This is a genomic window from Pseudomonas sp. AFG_SD02_1510_Pfu_092, assembly GCF_003331055.1.
GTDB lineage: Bacteria > Pseudomonadota > Gammaproteobacteria > Pseudomonadales > Pseudomonadaceae > Aquipseudomonas.
The window spans coordinates 17482-38002 of record NZ_PUQD01000027.1; the positions used below are offsets into that span (position 1 = coordinate 17482).

General features: G+C 63.6%; 17 protein-coding genes and 3 tRNA genes. 11 read left to right on the forward strand and 9 right to left on the reverse strand.

Annotation, left to right across the window (positions count from 1 at the left end):
- Positions 1-30: 30 nt before the first annotated feature.
- Positions 31-882, reverse strand: coding sequence for a LysR substrate-binding domain-containing protein (locus C6A77_RS13530; protein WP_114169950.1), 852 nt, complete (start codon positions 880-882; stop codon positions 31-33).
- Between the two features lie 96 nt (positions 883-978).
- On the opposite strand from C6A77_RS13530, the gene C6A77_RS13535 reads away from it, so the two are divergent.
- Positions 979-1197 carry a DUF1127 domain-containing protein gene (locus C6A77_RS13535; RefSeq protein ID WP_114169917.1) on the forward strand — a complete coding sequence of 73 codons (219 nt, stop codon included), beginning with the start codon at positions 979-981 and terminating at the stop codon, positions 1195-1197.
- A gap of 110 nt (positions 1198-1307) precedes the next feature.
- On the opposite strand, the gene C6A77_RS13540 is transcribed toward C6A77_RS13535, so the two are convergent.
- Entirely contained in the window at positions 1308-2654 is a 1347-nt protein-coding gene (locus C6A77_RS13540; RefSeq protein ID WP_114169918.1) for a 3-deoxy-7-phosphoheptulonate synthase class II, read from the reverse strand.
- Positions 2655-2771: 117 nt separating this feature from the next.
- Between C6A77_RS13540 and C6A77_RS13545 the strand changes: the two genes are divergently transcribed.
- Positions 2772-3527: a spermidine synthase gene (locus tag C6A77_RS13545; RefSeq protein WP_114169919.1), complete on the forward strand. Its 756-nt coding sequence runs from the start codon at positions 2772-2774 to the stop codon at positions 3525-3527.
- Positions 3528-3957: 430 nt separating this feature from the next.
- Positions 3958-5637 carry a DEAD/DEAH box helicase gene (locus C6A77_RS13550; RefSeq protein WP_114169920.1) on the forward strand — a complete coding sequence of 560 codons (1680 nt, stop codon included), beginning with the start codon at positions 3958-3960 and terminating at the stop codon, positions 5635-5637.
- 130 nt (positions 5638-5767) lie between these two features.
- Here the strand turns inward: C6A77_RS13550 and C6A77_RS13555 are convergent, their stop codons facing one another.
- Positions 5768-6535 (reverse strand): class III extradiol ring-cleavage dioxygenase, encoded by a 768-nt coding sequence (locus C6A77_RS13555; RefSeq protein WP_114169921.1) that lies wholly within the window; start codon positions 6533-6535, stop codon positions 5768-5770.
- Positions 6536-6636: 101 nt separating this feature from the next.
- Here C6A77_RS13555 and C6A77_RS13560 point away from each other — a divergent pair, with 101 nt between their 5' ends.
- A complete protein-coding gene (locus C6A77_RS13560; protein WP_114169922.1) occupies positions 6637-7287 on the forward strand; it encodes a thiopurine S-methyltransferase in 651 nt (216 codons plus the stop codon).
- A 139-nt stretch (positions 7288-7426) separates the two neighbouring features.
- Here the strand turns inward: C6A77_RS13560 and htpX are convergent, their stop codons facing one another.
- Both htpX and C6A77_RS13575 read right to left on the reverse strand, forming a co-directional pair.
- Positions 7427-8314 (reverse strand): protease HtpX, encoded by an 888-nt coding sequence (gene htpX / locus C6A77_RS13565; protein ID WP_003259721.1) that lies wholly within the window; start codon positions 8312-8314, stop codon positions 7427-7429.
- Positions 8315-8941: 627 nt separating this feature from the next.
- The gene (locus C6A77_RS13575; protein WP_114169923.1) at positions 8942-10153 is read right to left on the reverse strand and encodes a pyridoxal phosphate-dependent aminotransferase; all 1212 of its coding nucleotides are present in this window, start codon (positions 10151-10153) and stop codon (positions 8942-8944) included.
- A gap of 167 nt (positions 10154-10320) precedes the next feature.
- Between C6A77_RS13575 and msrB the strand changes: the two genes are divergently transcribed.
- Positions 10321-10716: a peptide-methionine (R)-S-oxide reductase MsrB gene (msrB, locus tag C6A77_RS13580; protein WP_025338187.1), complete on the forward strand. Its 396-nt coding sequence runs from the start codon at positions 10321-10323 to the stop codon at positions 10714-10716.
- 13 nt (positions 10717-10729) lie between these two features.
- Positions 10730-11218 carry a glutathione peroxidase gene (locus tag C6A77_RS13585; RefSeq protein ID WP_114169924.1) on the forward strand — a complete coding sequence of 163 codons (489 nt, stop codon included), beginning with the start codon at positions 10730-10732 and terminating at the stop codon, positions 11216-11218.
- On the opposite strand, the gene C6A77_RS13590 is transcribed toward C6A77_RS13585, so the two are convergent.
- A complete protein-coding gene (locus C6A77_RS13590; protein ID WP_114169925.1) occupies positions 11208-13565 on the reverse strand; it encodes a response regulator in 2358 nt (785 codons plus the stop codon). The genes C6A77_RS13585 and C6A77_RS13590 overlap by 11 nt on opposite strands.
- Positions 13566-13769: 204 nt before the next feature.
- Between C6A77_RS13590 and C6A77_RS13595 the strand changes: the two genes are divergently transcribed.
- Together C6A77_RS13595 and C6A77_RS13600 are read left to right on the forward strand one after the other, a co-directional pair.
- Entirely contained in the window at positions 13770-14660 is an 891-nt protein-coding gene (locus tag C6A77_RS13595; RefSeq protein WP_114169926.1) for an ATP-binding protein, read from the forward strand.
- Entirely contained in the window at positions 14657-15139 is a 483-nt protein-coding gene (locus C6A77_RS13600; protein ID WP_114169927.1) for a GAF domain-containing protein, read from the forward strand. The genes C6A77_RS13595 and C6A77_RS13600 overlap by 4 nt, the downstream gene beginning before the upstream one ends.
- 129 nt (positions 15140-15268) lie before the next feature.
- Here the strand turns inward: C6A77_RS13600 and C6A77_RS13605 are convergent, their stop codons facing one another.
- The gene (locus C6A77_RS13605) at positions 15269-16036 is read right to left on the reverse strand and encodes a hypothetical protein (RefSeq protein ID WP_114169928.1); all 768 of its coding nucleotides are present in this window, start codon (positions 16034-16036) and stop codon (positions 15269-15271) included.
- A 379-nt stretch (positions 16037-16415) separates the two neighbouring features.
- Between C6A77_RS13605 and C6A77_RS13610 the strand changes: the two genes are divergently transcribed.
- The 3 genes from C6A77_RS13610 to C6A77_RS13620 all read left to right on the forward strand — a co-directional run bounded on the left by C6A77_RS13610 (position 16416) and on the right by C6A77_RS13620 (position 16731).
- A tRNA-Glu gene (locus tag C6A77_RS13610) sits at positions 16416-16491 on the forward strand.
- Between the two features lie 3 nt (positions 16492-16494).
- Positions 16495-16570 (forward strand) — tRNA-Gly (locus tag C6A77_RS13615).
- Positions 16571-16655: 85 nt separating this feature from the next.
- Positions 16656-16731, forward strand: a tRNA-Gly gene (locus C6A77_RS13620).
- 102 nt (positions 16732-16833) lie between these two features.
- On the opposite strand, the gene C6A77_RS13625 is transcribed toward C6A77_RS13620, so the two are convergent.
- Together C6A77_RS13625 and C6A77_RS13630 are read right to left on the reverse strand one after the other, a co-directional pair.
- On the reverse strand, positions 16834-17904 hold the full coding sequence (locus C6A77_RS13625; RefSeq protein WP_114169929.1) for a fimbrial protein: 1071 nt from the start codon (positions 17902-17904) through the stop codon (positions 16834-16836).
- The gene (locus C6A77_RS13630) at positions 17901-20456 is read right to left on the reverse strand and encodes a fimbria/pilus outer membrane usher protein (RefSeq protein WP_114169930.1); all 2556 of its coding nucleotides are present in this window, start codon (positions 20454-20456) and stop codon (positions 17901-17903) included. The genes C6A77_RS13625 and C6A77_RS13630 overlap by 4 nt, the downstream gene beginning before the upstream one ends.
- Positions 20457-20521 lie beyond the last annotated feature (65 nt).

Genomic DNA, 20521 nt, shown 5'->3' on the forward strand with positions numbered 1-20521 from the left:
GCCGGCGATGGGCTGCGCAGCAGCCCCGGGTCAGTTGAACCCTTCGATGATGTAGTCGGCCATGCAGTCGGTAATCGGTGATGGGTTCTGGGTACTGCGCACCAGCATCACATTGGCCACTGGCAGCTGCGGCAACCCTTCGCTCTCGCCGAGTATGCGCAGGTTCCCGCCAATCAGGCTCTGCAACTGCGCCGTCACCGCCAGCCCGGCGGTGACGATGGCGAAGATCGCTGCCAGGCTCGGGCTGGTGTAGGCGATGCGGTAATCGATGCCTTGGGCCTCCAGCGCATTGCAGGTCCAGGCCCGGCAGAAGCAGTCACTGTTGAACAACGCCAGCGGAATGGGCCGTTGCTCCTGCGGGCAGAAGCCTTCGGCGGCGGCCCACACCAGGCGTTCCTGGCGCAGCAGCTGGCCAATCTCGTTGCCCGGTTCGCGGGTGACGATGGTCAGGTCAAGGTCCTGGCGTAGCATCAGTTGCTTGGACGATTCGCAATGCACCTCCACCTGCACCAGCGGGTAGGCCTGGGCAAAGCTCGACAGGATGGTCGGCAGAAAGCGCATGGCGTAGTCGTCCGGCGTGCCGATGCGCACCACCCCGACCATGTGCGGCATGCGCAGGGTGTTGAACACTTCGCCATGCAGCTTGAGGATGCGCCGCGCATAGCCCAGCAGCACCTGGCCTTCGGCGGTCAGCCGCACCTGGCGGCCTTCACGCTCGAACAGCTGGCGCTGCAGGATGTCTTCTTCCAGGCGTTTCATCTGCATGCTCACCGCCGACTGGGTGCGGTTGACCACTTCGCCGGCGCGGGTGAAACCGCCTTGTTCGGCGATGGCGACGAAGGTGCGCAGGACATCGGAATCGAGACTCTGGTAGTGGGACATTGCATCAATCTCCGAGATGCAAGGCATCAGAAACATTCGTTGGATTGATCTTAAGCCTGACGCGAGACTGGAGCCATCAACACGGAGGGCTTCACGATGAAAGGTCATGTCAGCAGCATTCAGCAACCTGCCTTTTCCCTGACCCACCTGTGGCACGCGGCGTTAGAGCGCCCGGCGCGCTGGCTGGAGCTGTATCGCCAGCGCCAGCAGCTGGCCAGCCTCAGTGACGCGACTTTGCACGACCTGGGTTTGAGCCGGGCGGACATCCAGCAAGAGGCCGAGCGGCATTTCTGGGATGATCCGCTGAGGAAGTGATGCGTGGCAGTAACTCTTGCTCTTGCTCCTGCTCGTTTCGGCTTTTGCTTCTAAGCGCACGATAGTTCAGGCGCTTAGAAGCAAGATCAAAAGCGAAAAGCGAAAAGCGCTCAGCGCCGCACCTGCTTGAGGGTTTCGGCAATCAGGAACGCCAGCTCCAGGGACTGGTCGGCATTCATGCGCGGGTCGCAGTGGGTGTGATAACGGTCAGACAGCGCATCCTCGGTAATCGGCCGGGCGCCGCCGATGCATTCGGTGACGTTTTGCCCGGTCATCTCGATATGGATGCCGCCAGCGTGGCTGCCTTCGGCCTGGTGCACCTGGAAGAACTGCTTGACCTCGTCCAGGATCTGCGCGAAATCGCGGGTCTTGTAGCCGCTGCTGGCCTTGATGGTATTGCCGTGCATCGGGTCGGAACTCCACAGCACCTTGCGCCCTTCGCGCTCGACGGTGCGGATCAGCCCCGGCAGGTGGTCGCCGACCTTGCCGGCGCCCATCCGCACGATCAGGTTCAGGCGGCCCGGGTCATTGGCCGGGTTCAGCGTGTCGATCAGGCGGATCAGCTCTTCAGGGTTCATGCTCGGGCCAACCTTGACCCCGATCGGGTTGTGCACGCCGCGCAGGAACTCGACATGGGCGCCATCGAGCTGGCGGGTGCGGTCGCCGATCCACAGCATATGCGCCGAGCAGTCGTAGTAGTCACCGGTCAGGCTGTCCTGGCGCACGAAGGCTTCTTCATAGTTCAGCAACAGCGCTTCGTGGGCGGTGAAGAAGCTGGTTTCACGCAGCTGCGGTGCGCTGTCCAGGCCGCAGGCGCGCATGAACGCCAGGGTTTCGTCGATGCGGTTGGCCAGCTGGTGGTACTTATCGGCCAGCGCCGAGTTGGCGATGAAGTCGAGGTTCCACTTGTGCACTTGATGCAGGTCGGCAAACCCGCCCTGGGCGAAGGCCCGCAGCAGGTTGAGGCTGGCGGTGGCCTGGTGGTAGGCCTGCAGCAGGCGCTCCGGGTCGGGGATGCGGCTCTTGGCGTCGAAGCCGATGCCGTTGACGATGTCGCCACGGTAGGCGGGCAGGGTGATGTCGCCGATGGTTTCATCGCCGGCAGAGCGCGGCTTGGCGAACTGCCCGGCCATGCGCCCGACCTTGACCACCGGGCAGCCGGCGGCAAAGGTCATGACGATGGCCATCTGCAGCAGCACCTTGAAGGTGTCGCGGATTTTTGCCGCCGAGAACTCGGCGAAGCTCTCGGCGCAGTCGCCACCCTGCAACAGGAAGGCGCGGCCTTCGGTGACCTCGGCGAACTGCCGGCGCAGCTCGCGCGCCTCACCGGCGAACACCAGCGGCGGGTAGCTGGCCAGGGTCTGTTCGACCTTCAGCAGGTGCGCGGCATCGGGGTAGGTCGGTTGCTGCTGGATCGGCAGGGCGCGCCAGCTGTCAGGGCTCCACGGTTGGTTCATCTCGGGCTCGGTCTTGTCAGTTGTAGGCTGTGGGCCATGGTAACAGTTGGCGCCGTGCTTGTTGCATCAGGGGCGTTGGCGGACAATGCGCGTTTTTGCGCGGGCAGGGTGGTGAGCATGGCGGCGGAACGGGAAGAGCGGCTGTTGGCACGGGTGGAGGATGCCTTTGGCGTCATCAGCGTGTACGAAGTCGACGATTACCGCTTTCTCGAATTCGGCGATGCAATCGAGCAGAGCTGCGTGTTCACTGCTGACCCCAGCTGGCTGGAGTACGACTACACCCGCGCGATGCTGGTCGGGGCGCTGTGCCACGAGCAGCCGGAAAGCGCGCTGTTTCTCGGCCTGGGCGCCGGCACGCTGACCCAGGCGTGCATGAAGTTCCTGCCGCTGGACGACATCGAGGCGATCGAGCTGCGTGCCGATGTGCCGCGCCTGGCCATGCAGTACCTTGGCCTGGACGACGACCCGCGGCTGTACGTGCGCATCGGGGATGCCCTGGAGCTGTTGCCCACGGCGGAAAAGGCCGACCTGCTGTTCGTCGACCTGTATACCGACCATGGGCCGGGGGTGGGCCACCTGGCGTGGAAATTCCTGGAAAACTGCCAGCAGCAACTGAACCCGGGCGGCTGGCTGGTGATCAACCAGTGGGCCAACGATGACGGCAAGCCGCTGGGGGCGGCGTTGCTGCGCGGGTTGTACCACCGGCATTACTGGGAGCTGCCGGTGAAGGAGGGCAATGTGATCCTGCTGGTGCCTGCGGACCTGGAGCAGAGCCTGGACATGGCGGGCTTGAGAGCCCGGGCCGAGGCACTGGCGCCGCGGCTGGGGTATAGCCTTGAAGGGCTGATCCGCGAGATTCGTCCGGCGACCTGAAGACCGCGTCGCCTACTTCGCGGGTAAACCCGCTCCCACAGGGATGTCATGGACCTGAGGGCAACGCTTTACCTGTGGGAGCGGGTTCACCCGCGAAGAAGACAACGCGGTAGCGCAGGCGGGAATCGTTTCAGCCGCTCATCGCTGTTGGCTCCCATACTGACCCTGCACCCTGAAAATTTTCCTCACGCCCCGTACTATTTCGGGTATAGTACGCGCCGGTCTTTTAGCGGACCGCAAAATCAGGTGGTGCAAATCCTCCGAATCCAGCTTCGGCTGCACGTCCGCTAGGCGGACTTTCCCACGTTTTCTTTTTCAATCGTTTTCGCAAATCCCCGCCGACAAAGCTGCCTGGGTGACCGTTCCGGTCTTTCAAGGCATGTGCAGCTTTGCAGCATGGGTCTTTGCGGATGCACTTAGAGGCAGACCCATGACCCAGGAAACCGGCGGCTTCGCCGCTCTCGATCTCAACCCGAACATTGTTGCTGCCGTACTGGCTACCGGCTACGAAGAGCCGTCCGCCATTCAGCAACAATCGATCCCGATCATCCTCGCCGGTCACGACATGATCGGCCAGGCGCAGACTGGCACCGGCAAGACCGCTGCCTTCGCCCTGCCGATCCTCAACAAGATCGATGTGAGCAAGCGCGAACCGCAAGCCCTGATCCTGGCGCCGACCCGTGAGTTGGCGCTGCAAGTTGCTACCGCTTTCGAAACCTACGCCAAGCAGATGCCAGGCGTGAACGTGGTCGCCGTGTACGGTGGTGCCCCGATGGGCCCACAGCTGCGTGCGATCCGCAACGGCGCGCAGATCGTCGTCGCCACCCCGGGCCGTCTGTGCGACCACCTGCGTCGTGACGAAAAGGTCCTGTCGACCGTGCAATACCTGGTACTGGACGAAGCCGACGAGATGCTCAAGCTGGGCTTCATGGATGACCTCGAAGTGATCTTCGACGCAATCCCGGCTACCCGTCAGACCGTTCTGTTCTCCGCAACCCTGCCGTCGTCGATCCGTTCGATCGCCGAGCGTCACCTGCGCGAACCCAAGCACGTCAAGATCCAGAGCAAGACCCAGACCGTTACCGCGATCGACCAGGCCCACCTGATGGTCCACGCCGACCAGAAGATCCCGGCTGTACTGCGTCTGCTGGAAGTGGAAGAGTTCGACGCCCTTATCGCCTTCGTGCGCACCAAGCAAGCCACCCTGGACCTGGCCGCCGCGCTGGAAGCCAAGGGCTACAAGGCTGCCGCACTGAACGGCGACATCGCCCAGAACCAGCGTGAGCGCGTGATCGACTCGCTCAAGGATGGCCGCCTGGACATCGTCGTCGCGACCGACGTCGCTGCCCGTGGTCTGGACGTACCGCGCATCACTCACGTGTTCAACGTGGACATGCCGTACGACCCGGAGTCCTACGTTCACCGTATCGGCCGTACCGGCCGTGCCGGTCGCGATGGCCGTGCACTGCTGCTGGTCACCCCGCGTGAGCGCCGCATGCTGCAGGTGATCGAGCGCGTTACCGGGCAGAAGGTGGCCGAAGCGCGCCTGCCGAATGCCCAGGCCGTGCTGGATGCCCGCATCAAGAAGCTGACCAACAGCCTGGCGCCGCTGGTGGCCGAAGCCGAAGCCAGCCATGGCGAGCTGTTCGACCGCCTGACCAACGACCTGGGTTGCAGCGCCCGCGCCCTGGCTTCGGCCCTGCTGCGCAAGGCCACCAATGGCCAGGCGCTGGACCTGGCGGCGGTAGAGCGTGAGCAGCCGCTGGTGCCAAGCTTCGCCCCGCGTGGCGAGCGTACCGAACGTAGTGAGCGTGGCGAGCGCCCTGACCGTGGTGACCGCGAGCGCCGTGCGCCGCTGCCACTGGCCGAAGGTCGCGTGCGTTGCCGTACTGCCCTGGGTGCCCGTGACGGCATCGCCGCCAAGAACCTGCTGGGCGCGATCCTCAACGAGGGTGGCCTGGCGCGTGACGCCATCGGCCGCATCCAGGTGCGCGACAGCTTCAGCCTGGTCGAGCTGCCGGAAGACGGCCTGGAAAAGCTGCTGTCCAAGCTCAAGGACACCCGCGTGGCTGGCAAGCAGCTGAAGCTGCGTCGCTACCGCGAGGATTGATCCTGGCGCAATGAAAAATCCCCGGCTTTGGTCGGGGATTTTTTTTGCCTGTGCCGGCCCCTTCGCGGGCTTGCCCGCTCCCACAGATGTCCAGGACCTGTGGGAGCGGGCGAGCCCGCGAACAGGCCCGTCAGCCAAACCGATAAATGTCCATCCCCAACGCCCCCAAGGTGAACCCCTGGTGCACCACCCCGAATTCGCCCCCCGCCCCAAGGGCAAAGAACAGCGGCAACAGGTGCTCATCACTGGGGTGGTTACGCACCGCAAACGGCGCCTGCTGTCGGTAATCCAGCAACGCCGCCTGGTCGTCTGCCTGCAGCTTTTCCACCACCCAGTCCCTGAACGCCAGCGCCCAGGGCTCGATCACTTCCGGCCCGGCATGCCAGTCCAGTTCGCCCAGGTTGTGGGTAATACTGCCCGAACCTATCAGCAGTACGCCTTCGTCGCGTAGCCCAGCCAGCGCCTGGCCCACCTCGATCTGCAGCGCCGGCCCCAGGTGGCTGGGCAGTGACACCTGCACCACCGGAATGCTCGCCTCCGGGTACATCAGCGACAGCGGCACCCAGGCCCCATGATCGAACGGCCGCTGCGCGTCCAGCCGCGCGGACAGCCCCGCCGTCTGCAGCAATCCACTGACCTGGCCAGCCAGGGCAGGGTTACCGGGCGCCGGGTACTGCACGGCGTACAGGGCCGGTGGGAAACCATGGAAGTCATGCCAGGTCTCGGGGCGTTCAGCGCCGGTCACCAGCAGTTCGCGGCTTTCCCAGTGCGCCGACACCACCACGATCGCCTTCGGACGCGGCAGGGCATTGCCCAGCCCGGCCAGCGCTGGCCCGCTGGCACCGGGTTGCAGGGCAAGCATGGGGGAGCCGTGGGAAATGAACAGGCTGGGCAGCATGGCGAGGTCCTGAAGGTTAAGATGCACTCATCTTCGACCAACTACAGATCGAAATCCAAACCAAGTTTTACCGACAAACTATCTAAAAACCGGGAGTGATCATGGAGCCAGCGTTCTGGCAGAAGCGGTGGGCCGACAACCAGATCGGCTTTCATCAGGCGCAGGTGAACCCCTATCTGCAACAGTTTTGGCCACGGTTGCAGTTGGCGCCGGGCAGTCGGGTACTGGTGCCGCTGTGCGGCAAGAGCCTGGACCTGGCCTGGTTGGCGGGGCAGGGGCACCACGTGGTGGGCGTGGAGCTGTCGCGGCGGGCAGTGGAGAATTTTTTCGACGAGCATGGGCTTGCGGCCGAGGTACGCCAGCAGGGCGGTTTCGAGGTATGGCGCAGTGGAGGCGTAGAGTTGTGGTGTGGTGACTTCTTTGCCTTGCAGCCGGAGGATATTGGCGACTGCACAGGGTTGTATGACCGGGCGGCAGTAATCGCCTTGCCACCGCAGATGCGCGCGCGATACCTGCAACGCTTGTCGGTTTTGCTGCCGGCAAGTTGCCAAGGGTTGGTGGTGACGCTGGATTATGACCAGGCGCTGCTGGGCGGGCCGCCGTTCTCGGTGGGGGATGAAGAGCTGCGCCAGGGCTTTGCCGGCTGGCAGGTGGAAGAGCTGGAAGTGCGGCAGGTGATTGGCGAGAGCCCGAAGTTTGTGCAGGCCGGAGTGCCCAGCCTGTTGGAGCGGGTGTACCGGGTTCGCCGTTGATGGGGTAGTTGGCCTGTGCCGGCCTCTTCGCGGGCTCGCCCGCTCCCACAGGTTCCCCGCAGCTTTCAAGGTCTGCGCAAACCCTGTGGGAGCGGGTTTACCCGCGAAGAGGCCGGTACAGGCTATTCACCACTGTGAATCAACCGCGACGGCGCAGGGCCTCGATACGGTCTTCCAGCGGTGGGTGGCTCATCAGCAGCCCGGCCAGGCCGTGCTTCAGGCCGCCATTGATGCCGAAGGCCTTCATGGTATCGGGCATGTGCACCGGCAGGCCTTGCTCCACGCGCAGGCGCTGCAGGGCACCGATCATCGCTGCGGTCCCGGCCAGCTGCGCACCGGCCTCGTCGGCGCGGTATTCGCGGCGGCGCGAGAACCACATCACGATCATGCTGGCCAGAATACCCAGGATCAGCTCGGCTACGATGGTCGCCACATAGTAGGCAATACCCTGGCCTTCCTCGTTCTTGAAGATGACCTTGTCGACGAAGTTGCCGATGATGCGGGCGAAGAACATCACGAAGGTGTTCACCACGCCCTGCACCAGCGCCAGGGTGACCATGTCGCCGTTGGCCACGTGGCCGATCTCGTGGGCCAGCACCGCACGCACTTCATCAGGCGAGAAGCGCTCGAGCAGGCCCTGGGACACCGCGACCAGCGCGTCGTTGCGGTTCCAGCCGGTGGCGAAGGCATTGGCCTCGTACGCGGGGAAGATACCCACCTCGGGCATCTTGATGCCCGCTTCACGGGACAGCTCTTCGACCGTCTGCAACAGCCACTGCTCGTGGCGGGTGCGCGGCTGGCTGATGATCTGGGTGCCAGTGGTCATCTTCGCCATCCACTTGGAGATGAACAGCGAGACGAGGGAGCCGGCAAAGCCGAACACGGCGCAGAACACCAGCAGGCTGCTGAGGTTCAGGTCGACCCCGTTGGCGGCCATGAACCCGTTGAAACCGAACAGGCTCAGGGTAATGCTTGCAACCAGCACCACCGCAAGGTTGGTGGCTACAAACAAAAGAATGCGCATCATGGTTGTTACGTTCTCCTGACGGATGAGTTGTCGCTTACTGCGGGGTATATAAGGCGCCGGCCGTGCCGATTCAATCGGGCGACTATTTCAAACTGTGTACGGCGGAGTATGGCAGAGGATGACGCGCGGGCTGTGGGATAGAGCGTTGCAGGATGTAAGAAACATCCTGTGGGATTTCGCGGCTGCTTTGCAGCCCATCGCCGGCAAGCCAGCGCCCACAGGTGCCCCACAATCTTCAGGCCTGTGGTGGTCCTGTGGGAGCCAGCTCCAACAGGGCCCCCACAACCTTCAGGCCTATGGAAATCCTGTGGGAGCAACTGTCTTGATCAATTTCCAAAAACTGGCGCGATCCCTGTGGGAGCGGCCGTGGCCGCGAACACCGGCGCAGCCGGTGCCATCCCTCGCGTCGCCTGCTTCGCGGGTGAACCCGCTCCCACATGGGGCTGCGTATGCCTCGGGCTTACGCTGAAACCTGTGGGAGCGGCTTTAGCCGCGAACACCGGCGCAGCCGGTGCCATCCACCACATCGTCTGCTTCGCGGGCTTGCCCGCTCCCACATGGGCTGCGTATGCCTCGGGCTTGCGCTGAAACCTGTGGGAGCTGGCTTGCCGGCGATGAGGCCGGTACTTACTGCGAATAAGTCCGCAGGAAGTTGCCGATCCGGCCGATCGCCGCTTCCAGGTCATCCACCCGCGGCAAGGTCACCACGCGGAAGTGGTCCGGCCATGGCCAGTTGAATGCCGTCCCCTGAACGATCAGCAGCTTCTCCGCCAGCAGCAGGTCGAGGGCGAACTTCTCGTCGTTGAGGATCGGGCATACCTTTGGGTCGATCCGCGGAAACGCATACAGCGCCCCCATCGGCTTCACGCAGCTCACGCCCGGGATGTCGTTGAGCAGCTCGTAGGTGCGGTTGCGCTGTTCCAGCAGGCGGCCCGGCGGCAGGACCAGGTCGTTGATGCTCTGGTAGCCGCCCAGCGCGGTCTGGATCGCATGCTGGGCCGGCACGTTGGCGCACAGGCGCATGTTGGCCAGCATGTCGATGCCTTCGATGTAGCTCTGCGCGTGGTGCTTGGGCCCGGAGATGATCAGCCAGCCGGAACGGAAGCCCGCCACCCGGTACGACTTGGACAGGCCGTTGAAGGTCAGGCACAGCAGGTCGGGCGCCAGCGAGGCGGTGCTGATGTGCACGGCTTCGTCGTACAGGATCTTGTCGTAGATCTCGTCGGAGAACACCACCAGGTTGTGCTGGCGGGCCAGTTCCAGCATGCCCAGCAGCAGTTCCCGGGAGTACACCGCGCCGGTCGGGTTGTTCGGGTTGATGATCACCAGCGCCTTGGTGTTCGGGGTGATCTTGGCCTTGATGTCGTCAAGGTCGGGGAACCAGTCGGCCTGCTCGTCGCACAGGTAGTGCACCGGCTTGCCGCCGGCCAGGCTGACTGCGGCGGTCCACAGCGGGTAGTCGGGCGCCGGGATCAGCACTTCGTCGCCGTTGTTGAGCAGCGCCTGCATCGACATGACGATCAGCTCGGACACACCATTGCCCAGGTAGATGTCTTCGATGGTGACGCCTTCGATTTCCTTCTGCTGGCAGTACTGCATCACCGCCTTGCGCGCACTGAACAGGCCCTTGGAGTCGCTGTAACCCTGGGCGGTGGGCAGGTTGCGGATCACATCCTGGAGAATTTCGTCAGGCGCCTCGAAGCCAAACGGCGCCGGGTTGCCGATGTTCAGCTTGAGGATGCGATGGCCTTCCTCTTCCAGGCGTTTGGCGTGCTTGAGCACTGGGCCGCGAATGTCGTAGCAGACATTGGCGAGCTTGTTCGATTTGCTGAACTGCATGATGGGATCCCGATTGAGAAAACGCGCTGCGCCCCGCCGAAAGGTTTGAAAGGGCAGGAAGCGGGTGCCAGACTGAACGCCTGGCACACGAAGCCAACTAATATACGTGCCACCCGCGCCCCGGAAAAGACGGTGCGCGGTGAAATTCAGCCTGTCGAGGTTTCTACATGCAAAAGATCGAGAAAACCCTGGAACAGTGGCGGTCGATGCTTGACCCCGAGCAGTACCAGGTATGCCGCCTCAAGGGCACCGAGCGGCCGTTCAGTGGCAAGTACAACAGCGAGCGCCGCGACGGCATCTACCATTGCATCTGCTGCGGCCTGGCGCTGTTCGATGCGCAGACCAAGTTCGATTCCGGTTGCGGCTGGCCGAGCTTCTACGCGCCCATCGAGGACAGCGCGATGATCGAGATCCGCGACACTTCCCACGGCATGATCCGCACCGAGGTCACTTGTGCCCGCTGCGATGCGCACCTGGGCCATGTGTTCCCCGACGGCCCGCCACCGACCGGCCTGCGCTACTGCATCAATTCGGTGTGCATCGACCTGCGCCCGCGCGACTGACCGGAGCCTGACCATGGCTGGATCGATGCTGGACATTCCCTGCGTGACCCTGGGCGGCGAGCACAAGAAGCTCGGCGACTTCCCGGGCAAGGCGCTGCTGGTGGTCAATACCGCCAGCCAGTGTGGCTTTACCCCGCAGTACAAGGGCCTGGAGCAATTGTGGCAGGCCTACCGCGCGCGTGGCCTGGTGGTGCTGGGTTTCCCCTGCAACCAGTTCGGCAAGCAGGAGCCGGGTGATGCGCGGGAGATTGCGCACTTCTGCGAGCGCAATTTCGGCGTGAGCTTTCCGCTGTTCCGCAAGGTCGAGGTCAACGGCCCCGGCAGCCACCCGCTGTTCGTCGAACTCAAGCAGCGTGCCCCGGGCATTCTGGGCAGCCAGAAGATCAAGTGGAACTTCACCAAGTTCCTGATCGACCCGGCCAGCGGCCAGGTGACGCGCTACGCCCCCACCACCAAGCCGCAGGCGCTGGAAGCGGACATTGAGCGCCTGCTCAGCCGTTGACCGGCACCCAGTGCTCGACCAGCGCCAGCAGTTCTTCGCGGCGGAACGGCTTGGCCAGGTAGTCGTTCATGCCCGCAGCCCGGCAGCGCTCGCGCTCTTCGGGCATGGCGTTGGCGGTGAGCGCGACGATCGGCAGGTTCGGCCAGCGGCCGCTCTGGCGGATGCGTCGGCTGGCCTCGTAGCCGTCCATCACCGGCATGTTGCAGTCCATCAGCACCAGGTCGAATTCTTGCTGTTCCAGTAGCTCCAGGGCCTCGGCGCCCTGGGTGGCCAGCTGCACCTGGCAGCCGAGCTTGGCCAGCATGCCTTTGGCCACCAGCTGGTTCACCGGGTTGTCTTCCACCAGCAAAATGCGCGCGCGGCCTGCCTCCAGGGTCAGGGCCGGGCTGGCCAGCGGGTGTTCCGGCTCGTGGCCCTGCAGGGTGCGGCGCAGGGTCTGGTACAGGGCGTTGCGCGCCAGCGGCCGGGCCAGCTGGTGCAGGGGGGCGAGGGCGACCGACTGCTCGCTCGGCAGGAAGTTGCCGTAGGCGGTCACCAGCAGGATCGGTGTTTTCAGCACCGGTCGCAGTGCGAACAGCTGCTCGAGGTTATCGGTGATCAGCAGGTCGATGGCGGCAGCATCCAGCGTGGCGCCGCTGTCATGCCGCTGGTAGCTCAGGCCCCACGCTGGCAACAGGTCCTGCAACAGTTCGTCGAGGCCGCTGCCGCTCGCGCTCAGCGCTGCCACGCGCCCGTGCAGCGGCGCCGGCGGGATCGCTTCGGTGTGCACCGCCAGCGGCAGTTCGGCGCTGAAGCGGCTGCCAAAGCCCGGTTCCGACTTGATATGCAGGCGCCCCTGCATGGCCTTGCACAGGTTGTGCGTCAGCGTCAGGCCGAGGCCGGTGCCGCCATACTGGCGGGTGATGCCGGCCCCGGCCTGGGTGAACGGCTGGAAAATCCGCGCCTGGGCGTCTTCGGGGATGCCGATGCCGGTATCGCGCACCTCCAGGCGTACACCGCCGACGATGGTCGTCAGGCGCACATCGACGCGGCCGAAGCGGGTGAATTTGAGGGCGTTGGACAGCAGGTTGCTGACGATCTGCCGTACCCGCGTGGGGTCGCCGAGCACACTGCTGGGGAAATCGCGGGCGATCAGGCAGGTCAGCTCCACGCTTTGCGCGGTGTTCTGCGACAGCAGGTTGGCGGTGTCCTCGACCATCGAGCCCATGTCGAACGGAATGCGTTCCAGCTCCAGCTGGCCGGCATCGAACTTGGACAGGTCGAGAATATCGTTGAGCAGTTCCACCAGCACCTTGCCCGAGTCGTGGGCGATCGCCAGCTGCTGGCGCTGCTCGCTGGGCAGCGGGCTGTCCAGGGCCAGGGCGATCATGCCGAGCATGCCGTTGAGCGGGGTACGGATTTCGTGGCTCATGTTGGCGAGGAAGGCGGCGCGCGCCTGGGCCATGTCCAGCGCGCGGCGGCGGGCCTGTTCCAGTTCCTGGTTGGACAGGCTCAGGCTGTTGTTGCTGGCCTTGAGCTCGTTGGTGCGCGCCGAGACGATGTCTTCCAGCTCGTTGAGGTATTGGGTGAGGCGGTTTTCCGCCGTGCGCCGTTGCTCGATTTCGGTGGCCATGCTGACGAACTGCTGGTTGGCGACTTTCACCAGCACGCCGATCTCGTCATGTTCGTGGCCATGCGGGCAGGTGACGCGGGTTTGCCGCGGCTTGCGCGGGTCGCTGCCGCTGAGCGCGCCGATCACCGTCACCAGCGGCTTGGTCAGCATCATGTAGAACAACGCCAGGAGGATGCCGGTCAGTACCAGGCTGCGGGCGAAGCCGTTGAGCAGGGTGATGCCGGCGCGGTCGAGGAAGCGGCTGCCGAAGGCGAAGGTGTCCACCTCCAGGTACAGGGTGCCGAGGTCTTCATCGGGCATGTGGGTCAGGTACAGGCGTTCCTTGAACTGACGTTGCTCGCCGAACAGGAAGTCGCTCAGTGGCCGGTAGGGGTCTTGCTCGCGTGGGCGCTCGACGTCGGCCAGTACGGTCTGGTTGTTGTCGACCAGCCGCGCGCGGAACACCGCCGGCGACTCCAGCAAGCCGCGGGTCAGCTCCAGGGCCAGCTCCGAGTCGATGTTGTAGGCGATGCGCGAGGCCGGGTTGTGGCTGATTTGCAGCAAGGCGCGCACTTCACGGTTGATGGACGCGTCTTCGCTGGCATAATCGATGCCGATCTGGATGAGACTGAGCAATGTTCCCAGGATGAAGCCGACCAGGACTGTCAACCGGGCTTGCTTGTATGACAGGCGATTGGTGAACTTGATATCCATGTGTCCCGAGCCGGTTTCACGTTCCTTGCGCTGCGCAAGCATAGCCGATCAACCCCGGCTACTGGTGGGTCTGTCTGTTCATTTCAGTTGATCGTCAAGCGGGGGCCGCTTTGTGGCCCTTCGCGGGCTCGCCCGCTCCCACAGGTTTATCACCGCCTGGGGGCTGGCGGTGTACCTGTGGGAGCGGGCAAGCCCGCGAAGGGGCGCTAAGCGCCCCCCAAAAAACTGAAATTCGTAGGAGTTGTCATGGACACCCGCTTGATCGCTTTTCTCGACCGCGCCGAATCGGTACTGGCGCGTCTCGAACCCCTGTTGCCGGCCCAACGCCCGGACATCGACTGGGGCACCACCCTGGCCGCGCGCTGGCAGCGCGACGGCCGCAGCGGCTACCTGCTGCCGCTGCAGGTCAGCCTGGACATCCGCCTCAGCGACCTGATCGGCGTCGACCAGCAGCGTGACCAGCTGGGCCGCAACACCCACCAGTTCATCAACGGCCTGCCCGCGAACCACGCCTTGCTGTGGGGCTCGCGCGGTACCGGCAAGTCGTCGCTGGTGCGCGCCCTGCTGGCCGAGCATGCCGCTGCCGGCCTGCGCCTGATCGAAATCGAACGCGACCACCTGGCCGACCTGCCACGGGTGGTCGAACAGCTGCAGAAGCTGCCGCAACGCTTCATCCTGTTCTGCGACGACCTCTCGTTCGAAGCCGGGGAGGGCGACTACCGGGTGCTCAAGAGCGTGCTCGACGGCTCGCTGGAGCAGGCCCCGGACAACGTGCTGCTGTACGCCACCTCCAACCGCCGCCACCTGGTGCCGGAAAAACAGAGCGACAACGAAAACTGGAAGATGGTCGACGGCGAGCTGCACCCCAACGAGGCGGTCGAAGACAAGATTGCCTTGTCCGACCGTTTTGGCCTGTGGCTGTCGTTCTACCCGTTCAGCCAGGAACACTTCCTCAATGTGGTCGAGCACTGGATCGGCCAGCTGGCACGCCCGGCCGGCCTGCGCTGGCAGCGTGACGAAGCCCTGGACATCCTCGCCGTGCGCTGGGCCACCGGCCGCGGTAACCGTAATGGCCGCTGTGCCTATCAGTTCGCCCGCTACTGGGTCGGGCTGCAATTGCTGGAGCAAAGTAAATGATCGACCTCAATGCCAGTGGCGCAGGCCTCGACGGCTACAACCTGCTGGCCGCGCAAGTGCAGGCGCTGTTTGCCGACGAGCGCGACTTCATCGCCAATGCCGCACAGTTTTCGGCGTTTCTGTACAACCAGGTGGACGACCTGAACTGGGCGGGGTTCTACCTCAACCGCAACGAACAGCTGGTGCTCGGCCCGTTCCAGGGCCAGGTGGCGTGCGTACGCATTCCGTTCGGCAAGGGCGTGTGCGGGGCGGCGGCGGCCACGCGGCAGACCCAGCGGGTGGAGGATGTGCATGCGTTCCCGGGGCACATCGCCTGTGACAGCGCGTCCAACAGCGAGCTGGTGATCCCGCTGGTGAAGGAGGGCAGGTTGATTGGCGTGCTGGACCTGGACAGCCCGAAGCTCGGGCGTTTCAGTGAGGCGGACCAGGCGGGGCTGGAGCGGTTGGCGGCGATCTTCCTGGAACTGACTGACTGCTGATTGTTTGTGTTGCCTGCACTGGCCTCTTCGCGACTAAAGCCGCTCCCACAGGGAATGCATCAGACTTAAGGGCAATGCGGCCCTGTGGGAGCGGGCAAGCCCGCGAAGAGGCCGGCACAGGTTAAAGCATCAGTCGTACATCACCTTCTTCTTCCAGGTCTCTTCTTCGTCGGTCTTGAGCCCCTGGGTCAGTTCGTTCTGCTCGTCCTCCGCCGGCGTCATGCGGTCCATTACCTGGGCGTTGGCACGGGCCAGCAGTTTTTCCAGGTAGGTCAGCTGTTCTTCATACTGCTTCGGCTCCGGCTGCTTGCGCAGGTACTGCACGCCGCGCTCGAAGGCCAGGCGCGCCTGGCCCGGCTGGTTCTTCTGCAGGGCCTGCTGGCCGAGGTTGTTGAAGAACTCGATATGCAACAGCACCAGAATATGGCGGATTTCCTTGACCCAGTGCTTGGCCTCGGGGGTGGGCAGGAAGCCTTCCTGGGCAGCGCGGGTCACCTGATTGTGCAGCGCCTCCAGCAGAAAACGCACATCCTTGGCCTTGATCTCGGTCTGGATCGGGTTGGGCGGGTTGTTCACCGGAATCTGCCCGCCCAGGGCAATCAGCCGTTCCAGCTCGGCAATGCGCGTCCTGACCTCGGCATTGTGCTTGTCCAGTGCCAGCTGGCGCTGGTTGAGGTTGAGCTCCAGGCGCGTCAGCAGCAGCTTCAGGCCCGGCGTCATGAACTGGCCGGGGAAGGTCTCGGTGATTTCGCCACAGCGGCGCAGGCGGTCGGCCAGCTCGACCTTCATCCGGGCACGCTCGAGCTTGCCGTTCTCGACCACATTGTTGAGGTAGCCGATCACGATCAGCAACGCGATACCCGCCACGATGAGCAGGGTGATCAGAAGTGGTGTCACCGTTAATGCCTCATTGAAGAAGAATTACAGCCTTGAGTGTAGTGAGTTTGCCAGGGGGCGAACAGCGGCTATATACCTGTGCTGGCTCTTTCGCGGCTAAAGCCGCTCCCACGGTTACTGCACCGCTCTGAGGCCTTGTACTATCCCTGTGGGAGCGGCTTTAGCCGCGAAGAGGCCAGCACAGCCACCCTCATTCATATATATCGGCAACCCGGCCCGCAACTGCACCCCCATCTGCCCGGAAGTCATTGATTTAAATAAATTTCTACAAAGGGGTTGACGCCTGTACCAAGCATCCATAGAATGCGCGCCACTTGCAGCGTAAAGCACACAGCGAAACGCGGCAGGGAGTGAAAGCAGGCAGCAATGCCAGCAGCGTGTCCCCTTCGTCTAGTGGCCTAGGACACCGCCCTTTCACGGCGGTAACAGGGGTTCGAGTCCCCTAGGGGACGCCAAATGCGGGAATAGCTCAGTTGGTAGAGCACGACCTTGCCAAGGTCGGGGTCGCGAGTTCGAGTCTCGTTTCCCGCTCCAGTTTAATACTGTGGCGTCTATGCGGTGCAGTGGTGGTGAAGGTCTTCATGGCGCTTCACGCCGATAGTGGTAAATGTTTCACAATGCGGGAATAGCTCAGTTGGTAGAGCACGACCTTGCCAAGGTCGGGGTCGCGAGTTCGAGTCTCGTTTCCCGCTCCAAATATGTAACGCAAAAGGGGACCTTCGGGTCCCTTTTTGCGTTTTCGTCTTTCTGAAATAGGTGTCCATCGAGGCGCCTGTTGCAAGGCGCCGATGGTGTGCTCAGCGGTAGCTGATGGTGAATTTCAAGGCGGCCTTGGCAAGGCCATCTTTCACCGTACGGTCGAGCTGATAGTAGCGTGCCTTGAAGTCCAGCTGGGTCACGCCAACGTTCAGGCGCTTGACCGATACGGCTTCCTGCAGCGGCAATTCCCGCCCGTCACCGTGCAGGATCTGAATTCCGAAACCTGCCGCCGTGGAGCCTGTGCCCAGGCTGAAGATGCCTCGCTTGGCGTCGACGGCCGATGAGCCGTTGGTGCCGTCCAGTTCGATATGGGCGTAGGCGGTGGGCGCCGCACTGTCGTCTTCGCAATCACTGAGCTTGATGTGGAAATCGACTTCAGTGCCGACTGGCCCGGGGTCGGTAAAGTCGGCCAGCGTGTGGTCTGCGAACTTCACTGGGTCTGCGCTGACAGGGTTGCCCAGCAGCGTGCATTGCGCTTGTTTGACCAGGCCCTTCAGCGTGAAGTCCATGACCTTGCCTAGGTCATTGGTGATCCCGTGGAACATTTCTTTATCGATGACATGTTCGCCAGGGGCAATCGGGCCGGTCTTGACCAATTTGACCCTACCGTAGAAATAGCCCAGCTGGGCATTGAAAGCGGTAGGCGTGCGCATGGTGCCGCTGTACGGAATCGTCTGGCTGCCGTCGTCGGAGCTGAAGGTATTATTGCCGCTGCCATCGTAAGGATACGCTACGGTAATGACGGCACCGATACCGTCGATGTTGGTGCGCAGCACACTGTCGGCGAAGCGCAGGCCCCGCACCGGTACAGCCGTGGCAATGGCCGTTGAAGTGGGCATGCTGATCGTGGTGGGGGGCGAGGCTTCGTAGAAGCAACGCAGTTGGGCACCGTCGCGGTTGTTGATGGCTACGGGGAGGTCGGCTATCTCGCGCCCTACCTCTGCATCGCGAGGCACCCAGAGGGTGCCGGTGTCGTATTGGAAGGTCAGGAAGGAAGCGCCTGCTTCCCACGTGCATCTGGCCTGTGCCTCGTTGCCGAGCAGCCCTAATGCCAGGGCGCAGGCTAGCGAAGCGACGCGGCGCGGCGCTGTGCATTCGAATGTGCTCATGAGGTGTGTTCCTGGTGATTCATGTTCGTTTCAGATAGCGGTTCGTCATGGGGCTGGCACACCAGGGTTTGCATGCGGTAGCCGTTGACGTTGGGTATGGCGGCAGCGGCAAGCGTGACGTGGCATTCACGGGTGCTCTGGTCTACCCATTGCGCACGCAGCCGCTGGGGCCCTGGCACATCGCTGGCTACCAGTGCCTGGCCGGCTTGACCGACCACGGCCAGGGCGTTGCCTTGGGCATCGGTGATTTGTGCGCCGAATGGCAGTGGCCGCCCGTCAGCCAGCTGCAGGGTCAGGACCATGCGCATGACTTGCCGGCTGGGGAAGCTGGCTTTGACGATCGCGCCCCGACGTGGCACAACCTGCTGCGTGGCGTTGTCGATAATGATTTCCGGTGAGAGGTCGTCGGTGTGCAGTACTAGCGAATTCAGCCTGTAGGGGCGCAGGTTCGGCGCCAGCAGATAGCCCTGTCGGTTGGCTTGGCTGGACGGTGAATGTTCCAGCGTGATACCGGCAACGTCAGGCACGTGCACCAGGGCGCTGGTTTCGCCCATATAGGGGCCCAGAACAATGCCCGAACCATGGGCCAGCAAGGCGCCGCTGGCATTTAGCGAAACGCTGCGGTAGTCGGGGCCCTGGGTGTAACCGGCCCCGTAGCTGGCGTTGGTCCCTTGGTAGGCCAGGGACAGCGCACCGCTGGTGTTGTTCTGTTGGTCGTTGCTTACCGATACCTGGTAGCCGACCTGGTTGTCCATCAGCCCGCCATTGAGGCTGGCGCGTTGACTGTATTGGCCGTTGTAACGTTGCAGGTCGAAGCGGGTGTTGTGGCGGCGGCCGAAGTCCAGTGGCAGGGACAGGCTCAGGCCGAACAGTCGGTTTTCGCCAGCGTGGTCGGTCAGGTCCTGGGAGGCGAACAGGTTGATACTGAGGTCCCGCCAGCGCGTGTTGTATTGCACTTGATATTGGCGGCGTTGAGCGGCGTTGTTCCAGTAGTCATCCTGGGAAAACGTCAGGCTCAGCGAATGCTGGCCAAAATGCTGGTAGACCGAGGCTTCAAGGCGACTGCGGCGGTTACCCAGATAATGCTGCGAATGGTTGCGCTCCCTGACGGCTTCGTCAAAGTCGCGGTAGCCTTCGGTCGAGTAGCGGTAGCCGGCAAAGCGCAAGTTGGTGCCGGTCTGGAAGCTCTTACCGTAGCGTACGGCGTAGCTGTGCCCTTGCACCTGGCCCGTCAGGCCGTCGAGGTCGGTGCGCGCCTGGGTGACATCGAACGACAGCGCGCCCAGGCCGGCAAAGTCGCGGGCGATGCCCAATGCGCCAGCGCGATAGTAATCGCTGGCGAGTACACCGCCATACAGGGTGCTGTCCCATATCCCGCCGCGGGCCAGCGTGCCTTCCCAGAACATGGGCCGCTCCAGGTCTTCGGCGCCGTTGTAGCGGCCCACCGTTGCGCTGTAGCGCCATACGCCCTCGCGCAGCAGGTTACCCAGCGACGAGTACGGCTGGATGAAGCGGCGCACCTGGCCATCAGCTTCTGTTAGTACCACCTCCAGTTCGCCGTGGCTGCCGCCAACACTGAGGTCATCGATAGCGTATGGCCCCGGTGCCACGTAGGTGGAGTAGATCGGGTAGCCGTTGTGCAGCACCTCCAGCTTGGCGCGTGTCTGGGCCACCCCACGGACCACCGGGGCGTACTGTTGCTCGGTGTCGGAGTACATGTCCAGGTCAGAGGCCAGCTGTGCGCCGACAAAGGGCATGCTGCGGAACACGTCGCCGCCGGTAAAGGTTTCGCCCAGCGTGATGTTGGCCCGCATCCCCGGAACGTCGCGTTGTGCATAGGTTTCGCTGCGGCTCCAGTCGAACTGGCCGTCGACGTTGTCGCGCAGCGCCTGCGTGCTGCGCAGGCGCCAGCCGGCGAAGTTGATGCCGCTGTTGAGGTACAGGTCGTGGCTGTTACGGCTACCGCCGGTATCACTGTTGTATTGCTGCGCGGACACTTGGTAATTGACGAAAGCCGCGTCGATACCGGCATCCCAGCGCGCTTCGGGCACCGAGCCTGCGGCTTGCCGGCGCAGGGCGATGTGCGGGATGGACAATGCCAGCTGCAGGCGGTGCGGGTCGAAGTCGGCGCGGGCCTGGGGTACCAGGGTGGCCAGGTCCAGGCAGCGGTCGTCGCTGGGCAGGGGTGTTTCGAGGGCTTCTTCGCGCAGATCGAAGTCGCGCAGCAGCGTGCCTGTCAGGCAGGCTTGCAGGCCATGCCCGTCGTTATTGTGGATATCGATTTCGCGGGTGTAGGGCGTGGTGTTGTTGACCACCACCTGCACGCGATAGCGCCCGGCTACCAAGGGTGTTTGCTCGGCCAGCGCCTGCAGGGCCAGGGCGCCGGCTTCGCTGGCCTGGTCTGGAGCCTGGTGCATGAACTCGGCCTGAAAGCGCGCAGTGGCGGCAAAGGTCGGCGAGACCAGAAGCAGGAATAGGGAGCTGCCCAGCAGCGCTGAATGGGCGGGGCGCGGGCGTAGCAAGGCAGGCCTGCGGCAATGAAGCTTAGGCATGGAAGGTCCTGAAGGCACCGTGACTCCGGGCCTGAGGCAGGAGCTGGGGCTGATTTGTATGCTGA

Excerpts from the sequence above, each read along its gene's own strand:
- C6A77_RS13530 (WP_114169950.1), bottom strand. The coding sequence starts at position 882 with ATGTCCCACTACCAGAGTCTCGATTCCGATGTCCTGCGCACCTTCGTC.
- C6A77_RS13535 (WP_114169917.1), top strand. The coding sequence starts at position 979 with ATGAAAGGTCATGTCAGCAGCATTCAGCAACCTGCCTTTTCCCTGACC.
- C6A77_RS13540 (WP_114169918.1), bottom strand. The coding sequence starts at position 2,654 with ATGAACCAACCGTGGAGCCCTGACAGCTGGCGCGCCCTGCCGATCCAG.
- C6A77_RS13545 (WP_114169919.1), top strand. The coding sequence starts at position 2,772 with ATGGCGGCGGAACGGGAAGAGCGGCTGTTGGCACGGGTGGAGGATGCC.
- C6A77_RS13550 (WP_114169920.1), top strand. The coding sequence starts at position 3,958 with ATGACCCAGGAAACCGGCGGCTTCGCCGCTCTCGATCTCAACCCGAAC.
- C6A77_RS13555 (WP_114169921.1), bottom strand. The coding sequence starts at position 6,535 with ATGCTGCCCAGCCTGTTCATTTCCCACGGCTCCCCCATGCTTGCCCTG.
- C6A77_RS13560 (WP_114169922.1), top strand. The coding sequence starts at position 6,637 with ATGGAGCCAGCGTTCTGGCAGAAGCGGTGGGCCGACAACCAGATCGGC.
- htpX (WP_003259721.1), bottom strand. The coding sequence starts at position 8,314 with ATGATGCGCATTCTTTTGTTTGTAGCCACCAACCTTGCGGTGGTGCTG.
- C6A77_RS13575 (WP_114169923.1), bottom strand. The coding sequence starts at position 10,153 with ATGCAGTTCAGCAAATCGAACAAGCTCGCCAATGTCTGCTACGACATT.
- msrB (WP_025338187.1), top strand. The coding sequence starts at position 10,321 with ATGCAAAAGATCGAGAAAACCCTGGAACAGTGGCGGTCGATGCTTGAC.
- C6A77_RS13585 (WP_114169924.1), top strand. The coding sequence starts at position 10,730 with ATGGCTGGATCGATGCTGGACATTCCCTGCGTGACCCTGGGCGGCGAG.
- C6A77_RS13590 (WP_114169925.1), bottom strand. The coding sequence starts at position 13,565 with ATGCTTGCGCAGCGCAAGGAACGTGAAACCGGCTCGGGACACATGGAT.
- C6A77_RS13595 (WP_114169926.1), top strand. The coding sequence starts at position 13,770 with ATGGACACCCGCTTGATCGCTTTTCTCGACCGCGCCGAATCGGTACTG.
- C6A77_RS13600 (WP_114169927.1), top strand. The coding sequence starts at position 14,657 with ATGATCGACCTCAATGCCAGTGGCGCAGGCCTCGACGGCTACAACCTG.
- C6A77_RS13625 (WP_114169929.1), bottom strand. The coding sequence starts at position 17,904 with ATGAGCACATTCGAATGCACAGCGCCGCGCCGCGTCGCTTCGCTAGCC.
- C6A77_RS13630 (WP_114169930.1), bottom strand. The coding sequence starts at position 20,456 with ATGCCTAAGCTTCATTGCCGCAGGCCTGCCTTGCTACGCCCGCGCCCC.